Source organism: Paraburkholderia tropica (assembly GCF_900109265.1).
Taxonomy (GTDB): domain Bacteria; phylum Pseudomonadota; class Gammaproteobacteria; order Burkholderiales; family Burkholderiaceae; genus Paraburkholderia; species Paraburkholderia tropica.
In genome coordinates this window covers 161288-167740 of record NZ_FNZM01000021.1, presented here as the reverse complement: position 1 = coordinate 167740, position 6453 = coordinate 161288, and the positions used below count along the sequence as shown (strand labels likewise).

Below are 6453 nucleotides of genomic sequence, written 5' to 3'. Positions count from 1 at the left end.
GCGCGTCCGCCAGCTCTGATGCCGGAACGACTTCTTCGCCAGCCTTGACCGCCGAAAGGCTGCCGTCCTGGTACAGCTTGCGCCAGTGGAATAGCTGGTTCGGGTTCACGCCGTGCTGGCGAGCCACCAACGATACCGATTTCCCCGGCTCGAAACTCTCGCGCACCATCGACAGCTTCTGCTCCGCTGTCCAGCGCCGCCGACGCTCCGGGCCCGTCAACACGTCCATCACTTCCTGCCTGGTGTTAGTCAAAAACACAGTCTTATGCCTACCCGTTATTTTAAGTGGGTCGCTGTGTCCGGTGTTTCAGGGGGCTGCTCCAGTAACACCTGCTGTTGTGACGCCAGGAACTCCGGGTTATGTTCCTGACAATGCAACCTTGGCAAACAACGGTAGCGACAATTCACAGGTGCCTTCCTCCATCTTGGGCGAAGATGGAAAACTGCCTGCCGGGATCGGCGGACTGGGCACGCCAATTCCAATGGAGCCGACGGCTGACCCTAGCGCAACAGCAGAGCAATTTGCTACTGAGGCGTTTAATGGTCAAACTCCTGTCAAGGTTATAAAGAACATAACGGGTGAAGGTAGTTGGGTGGCAATCATGCCAGATGGTACGGCAATCACCTACCGTCCTGCAGGTCAGGCATCGGTTGCAACGGCAGATACAACAGCGACTGTTGAAATTAATAGTGCAGCCGTAAAAAATATCAATAATGGAAATGTTGCGAAGTTCAAATTTCCGAGTGAGTGAGAGTAATGTAATGAATTTCCCTGAAAGTGACTATCAACGGCAACTCATCGTAGCAAGTCTCGATGACTTTACGCCCAACGCAACGCTGCCGAATTTTCTCGGAGGGCAATTTGGAGCTACTCCCGAAAATTGGAGGCGAGCGGTTGTGAATTTTCTGTGCCTAAATGTCAACTGCGGACTCATCGAGGCTACGCATAGGCCAGAAATATCAGCGCACGATAGCGCGCGATTTCTTGCTGAATTATTGTCTAATGGAGATGTTGGGAACAATATTCCTGTTGATGTTCTGTGGGATGTTTTATATTTCAACGGAACTGATGAGCTCAAGAAGATTGTTGAGTCGGTTGGTATGTGCAGCTGGAATTCAATTTCTTCACCTCTGAATCGGGATTTTGTCGGGAAATTGACGGAAATTTACGAGAATTTCGTTAAAAAATAAAAGGTTATGTGGCGTGATTTTCACGCCCTAATCCTGCCAGTTTTATACCCGTGAAAATCCATACCAGGTTGGCGGCACTGCCGCTTACAGCCGCGATGTCGCTCGCTCATTCGCAGACGCCGCCCAACGCGGCGGTACACGTGGACGCCGAACAACAACAGCAAGTCCAGCAACGCCGCGAGGCCCAGCAGCGCGCGGCTGCCGTGGCGGCGCCGGTCGTGCGCTCGGACGCGCCGAAGGCTGACGAATGGCCTGCGCTACCCGTCGAAACGCCGTGTTTCCGTATTGAGGTATTCACGGTCGGCGTGCCGGATTCGCTGCCAGCCGCGACGCGCGTCAAGGGCGCGTCGGCGCTGCCGATGGACCCGTTCTCGTTTCTGCCCGAATGGCTCCAGCACTATAGCGGACAATGCGTTGGCAAAGAGGGCCTTGATGTGCTGGCCAAGGGCTTGCAAGGTGTTCTCCTGAGTCGCGGCTACATCACGACGCGCGCACTCCTGCCGACGCAGGATTTGTCCAAAGGAGTGCTGAAATTTGCGCTGATACCAGGTGTCACCCGTCATCTGAAGTTTGCTGACGCGAACACACGCGGCACGCTCAAAACGGCCTTCCCCGCGCGCGATGGTGACGTGCTGAACCTCCGCGATCTGGAACAGGGCCTTGAGCAGATGAAACGCGTACCAAATCAGGATGCGACCATGCAGCTAGTTCCTGGCACGTCGCCCGGTGAAAGTGACGTGGTCGTGTCCGTCAAGCGTTCGAAACCATGGTCGCTGGTCGTGTCGGCGGATAACTCCGGCACGCGCGAGACGGGCGACTACATCGGCAATGTGACGCTTGGGCTCTATAACCTGCTAGGCATCAATGACGTACTGTCAGCGGGCTATAACCAGGATTTGCAGTTCGGTAATCACAAGCTCGGAACACACGGCTGGAACGGTTCCTATGCGATGCCATGGGGTTACTGGACCGGCACGCTTTACGGCTACACGAACACGTACTATCAGCAGGTCGCAGGCGTCAATCAGACGTTTGTCTCCAGCGGCAACGCGCAGACCGTGGGGCTCAAGCTGGAACGCGTTGTGTATCGCAGCCAGTCGGACGTGACAGGCTTTGAATTCCAGTTCATCAAGCGGTTTGGCGCGAGCTTCGTCGAGGATACGGAGATTCCGCAGCAGCGCCGCGACAACACCTTTGTCGAGGCGGGCGTGACGAACCGTCATTACTTCGGCGCATCGCAGTTCGACGGTACGCTCGCGTATCGTCAGGGTGTCGGCGGGTTCGGCGCACAGACTGACACGCCGGATGGCCCCACGTACCGTTTCCGTATGGCGACGCTCGACGCGAATCTCGTAGCGCCATTCGCCATTGCAGGGCAAAACTTCCGCTACGTTGGCACGCTGCACGGGCAGTACACCGCAGACGAACTGAACTACATTGATGACCTCACTATCGGCAGTCGTTACACGGTGCGAGGTTTCAGCGGCGAAACGATGCTGGCGGCAGAGCGTGGGTTCTACTTGCGCAACGAAGTGCAGTATTCCATCGGCCAGAGCGGCCAGGCGGTCTATGCTGGGCTCGATTACGGCCACGTCTGGGGGCCGTCCGCACAGTATCTCGCGGGCACGCAGTTGGCTGGCGCGGTCATCGGCTTCAAGGGAGCGATTTCCGGGCGGTACGGAACGCTCAGTTATGACGTGTTCGCTGGCGCCCCCGTCTATAAACCGGCTGATTTTCCGGCGTCGCGAGTGACGCTCGGTTTCCTGGTGACAGGACAGTTTTAGGTCCGGTCCGCTGCACGCGCAGATTCGGGTTCGTGGTCGATCGGTCCACCAACCGATCGGATGATCGAAGAGCAGCAGTTTGCAGCCACTTATAGCTGCCGAGTGAGCTCCTCCTCATGGCCGAGTGCCGTCTCATGCACATCGCATAGAGTGACGCACTTCGAGTTGAGGCGAGAGTCCGCATGCGACCCAAAGCTGCCTCTCATGCGTTCATAACCCAATGACCGTTTACGGCTACAGCGCGGTCGTTCTCGAATGCCCAACTATTGCAGAGTGTTCTGTCTGGCGAACCAAACACACGTGTACGCTTGAGTCATCCGTTCGCTTATTCGTTGCTGGACGATGACATATATTGCTGCGGCGAAGCGCCAAACAGTCGCCGGAACATCACCGTAAATGCGCTCGGCGTGCTGTATCCGAGATCGAGTGCGACCGACGTGACCGCAGCGCCCAGCGCGAGCCGCGTCGTCGCTTCGGCGGCGCGCATATGCTGACGCCAGTGTCCGAAGCTCATACCCGTTTCCTCCTTGAAGTGCCGCGCGAGCGTGCGGCCGCTCGTGCCGATTTCGTCCGCCCACCGGTCGAGCGTGTAATCGGTGGCCGGCTCGGTCATCATGTGCTCGCAGATCGCGAGCAATCGTGCATCGCGCGGTAGCGGCAGACCTTCCTCGCCCAGCAGCGGCGCTTCTTCGAGCATCTTCAGGAGGAAGGGAACGGCCAGCGCGGTGCGGCTGTCTGGCTCGTAATCCGTGCCGTCGTGCAGCATGCCCTTGAGCAGTTCGCGCAGCAGCGGCTCGACGGGCAGCACCTTGCCGTTCGCCCACAGCCATCCGGTCGTGCCGGGCTCCACATTCACCGTGCAAAGATGCAGGCTCCCGACCGCGTGCAATTCGTGGTCGATGAATGATGGCAGCCACAGCCCGCGCGACGGCGGCAGCGTCCAGGTGCGGTTGGGCGTGAGCACACGCACCACGCCGCGCAGCGGGACGATCAAATGGCCGTGCTCATGCTGATGCCACAGTTCGCGCTCGCCGTCGTGGTAGGCGAGTGCGCGCACCGTGACCTGCCGCGCAAGTTGCCTGCGCTGGTGCGGATAGCGCTTGAGCAGAAATTCCTTCATGCGACTCCCGGAGTGACCGTTTAGATCCGGCCAGAAGATGGCTGAAACTGAACATTTGTTGTCAACCTGTGTGAAATGGTAGTCGCTATCATCCTATAGATCAACTGAGTGAGAAACATAGTGCGAATGCAAATGCAAACGCTTATCATTTAAATTGTGCCTGGCAAGGCACACAAAGGCTATAGAAGATGAAAATCGGGGATCTTTCCAACCCGCTCAAATTGAGCGTTATCGCTGCTCTGCTGGGGAGCAGCGTGCTGCGGGCGCACGCGGCCGACTCGACCGATGCCGCTTCCGCTGCAGCGGCGGCATCCGCGCCTTCGGCTTCGACGAACGGCAACGTGCTGCCCATGGTCAACGTGAAATCCGCCGCCGTCGAGGACCCGCAGGGGCCGGGCGTGGGCTACGTCGCGAAGCGCAGCAAGACGGGTTCGAAGACCGACTCGGCGGTGATCGACAATCCGCAGTCGATCTCAACGGTCACGCGCCAGCAGATGGACGATCAGGGCGTGCAGACGGTCGACCAGGCGCTGCGCTACACGACCGGCGTCTACACGCAGGACGGCACCGACGTACGCTTCGACCAGCTGCGCGCGCGCGGTTTCGACATGGACTCGTACATGGACGGCCTCGCGCTGTATCAGTCGCCGCGTTTCGCCACGCCGCGGATCGACACCTATCTGATGGATCGTATCGACGTGCTGTTCGGGCCGTCCTCGGTGCTGTACGGGCAGGGCAACCCCGGCGGCATGGTCAACTACGTGAGCAAGCTGCCGACCGACACACCGTATCACGAGGTCGAAGCAATCATCGGCAATCACAATAACTACCAGCTCGGTTTCGATTTCAGCGGCCCGCTCGACAAGGACGGCACGGTGCTGTATCGCATCACGGGGATTGGCCGCGATTCGGAAACGCAGGTCAGCGACATCAAGGACCAGCGCATTGCGATCGCGCCGTCCATCACGTTCAAGCCCGATCACCAGACCAGCCTCACGCTGCAGGCCGGTTATCAGCGCGACCCGAACGGCGGGCTGTTCAATCCGATCACGGCCAGCGGCACGATCTGGGACAACCCGAACGGCAAGCTCGGCCCGGACCAGTACTTCGGCGACCCGAACACCGACGGCATGCAGCGCACGCAGTACTGGTTCGGCTATCAGTTTCAGCACGCGTTCAACGACACGTGGAGCGTCTCGCAGAATCTGCGCTATCTGCATATCGACGAGCGCTATTACCAGACCTCGGTCACGAGCGGCCTGACCAACAACGACACGGCCTACATGTGGGGCAATGTCGATAACGAGCACTGGAGCCAGTTCCAGGTCGATACGCACGCGCAGGCGAAGTTCGCCACGGGTCCGGTCGACCATACGGTGTTGTTCGGCCTCGACTATCGCCGCGTGCTGGGCGGCGACGATACGGGCGGCGGCCTCGCCGGCACGCTGAATCTGTTCAACCCGGACTACGCCTCGCTGTCGACGATCACGCCGGACGAGCGTCTCGACTATTCGCTGGCTCAGGTCGGCGTCTATGCACAGGATGAAATGCGCTACCGGCACTGGGTCTTCACGGTCGGTATTCGCGAGGATTATGCGAGCACCAACCAGCAGGACGACAGCGCGGTCACGCATGCCACTGATCACGCGTTCACGTGGCGCGCGGGTCTGGCCTACGAGTTCGACAACGGCATCGTGCCGTACGTCAGCTATGCGCGGTCGTTCGAGCCGGTGCTCGGGTCGACGGAGAACGGCGCGCCGTTCGTGCCGACCACAGGCAAGCAGCTCGAAGTCGGCGTGCGTTATCAACCGAAGGGCTATGCGGGCTACTTCCGCCTGTCGGCCTACGACCTGCGCCAGAACAACGTGGCCACGACCGATCCCACCAACGCGAACTTCCAGGTGCAGACCGGTCAGGTGCGCTCGCAAGGGATCGAAGCCGAAGCGCACGCGAACATCACGGAAGAACTCAAGCTGATCGCCTCGTACACGTATCTGAACCAGCGCGTGACGCAGGACTCGACCTACGAAGGCAAGCGTCCGACCATCGCGCCGCGTAACAGCGCCGCGTTGTGGGCCGATTACACCTTCCATCGCGGGCCGCTGCGCAACTTCGGCCTTGGCGGCGGGCTTCGCTACATGGGCAGTTCGGAGGGCGACAGCGCGAACACGTTCCAGGTGCCGGCGCGCACGCTGGTCGACCTCGCGTTCCACTACGACTGGCAGAACTGGAGACTGGGTCTGAACATCAATAACCTGTTCAATCACGAATACATTTCGTATTGCACGAATACGTTCTACTGCTACTGGGGCGCGACGCGTTCCATCGTCGGCTCGGCGCGCTATACGTGGTAACGAC

At 59.4% G+C, this 6453-nt stretch carries 6 protein-coding genes; 4 read left to right on the top strand and 2 right to left on the bottom strand.

The features are described 5' to 3' along the window. Window positions 1–229, bottom strand: a 229-nt coding sequence (locus BMY06_RS30600; RefSeq protein WP_143064445.1) for a transposase, incomplete at its 3' end; no start/stop codon positions are given. Between the two features lie 151 nt (window positions 230–380). Between BMY06_RS30600 and BMY06_RS39060 the strand changes: the two genes are divergently transcribed. From BMY06_RS39060 to BMY06_RS30595, 3 genes are all read left to right on the top strand, one after another. Then, window positions 381–752 carry a hypothetical protein gene (locus BMY06_RS39060; protein ID WP_143808245.1) on the top strand — a complete coding sequence of 124 codons (372 nt, stop codon included), beginning with the start codon at window positions 381–383 and terminating at the stop codon, window positions 750–752. A 10-nt stretch (window positions 753–762) separates the two neighbouring features. Further along, window positions 763–1191 carry a hypothetical protein gene (locus tag BMY06_RS39055; RefSeq protein ID WP_124261934.1) on the top strand — a complete coding sequence of 143 codons (429 nt, stop codon included), beginning with the start codon at window positions 763–765 and terminating at the stop codon, window positions 1189–1191. 95 nt (window positions 1192–1286) lie between these two features. Then, a complete protein-coding gene (locus BMY06_RS30595) occupies window positions 1287–2975 on the top strand; it encodes a ShlB/FhaC/HecB family hemolysin secretion/activation protein (RefSeq protein ID WP_074986878.1) in 1689 nt (562 codons plus the stop codon). 325 nt (window positions 2976–3300) lie between these two features. Here BMY06_RS30595 and BMY06_RS30590 read toward each other — a convergent pair whose 3' ends face one another. Then, window positions 3301–4095, bottom strand: a complete 795-nt coding sequence (locus BMY06_RS30590) for an AraC family transcriptional regulator (protein ID WP_065062944.1) — start codon at window positions 4093–4095, stop codon at window positions 3301–3303. A gap of 188 nt (window positions 4096–4283) precedes the next feature. On the opposite strand from BMY06_RS30590, the gene BMY06_RS30585 reads away from it, so the two are divergent. After that, entirely contained in the window at window positions 4284–6449 is a 2166-nt protein-coding gene (locus BMY06_RS30585; protein WP_080180399.1) for a TonB-dependent siderophore receptor, read from the top strand. The last annotated feature ends 4 nt before the right edge of the window (window positions 6450–6453 follow it).

Excerpts from the sequence above, each read along its gene's own strand:
- BMY06_RS39055 (WP_124261934.1), top strand. The coding sequence starts at position 763 with ATGAATTTCCCTGAAAGTGACTATCAACGGCAACTCATCGTAGCAAGT.
- BMY06_RS30595 (WP_074986878.1), top strand. The coding sequence starts at position 1,287 with ATGTCGCTCGCTCATTCGCAGACGCCGCCCAACGCGGCGGTACACGTG.
- BMY06_RS30590 (WP_065062944.1), bottom strand. The coding sequence starts at position 4,095 with ATGAAGGAATTTCTGCTCAAGCGCTATCCGCACCAGCGCAGGCAACTT.
- BMY06_RS30585 (WP_080180399.1), top strand. The coding sequence starts at position 4,284 with ATGAAAATCGGGGATCTTTCCAACCCGCTCAAATTGAGCGTTATCGCT.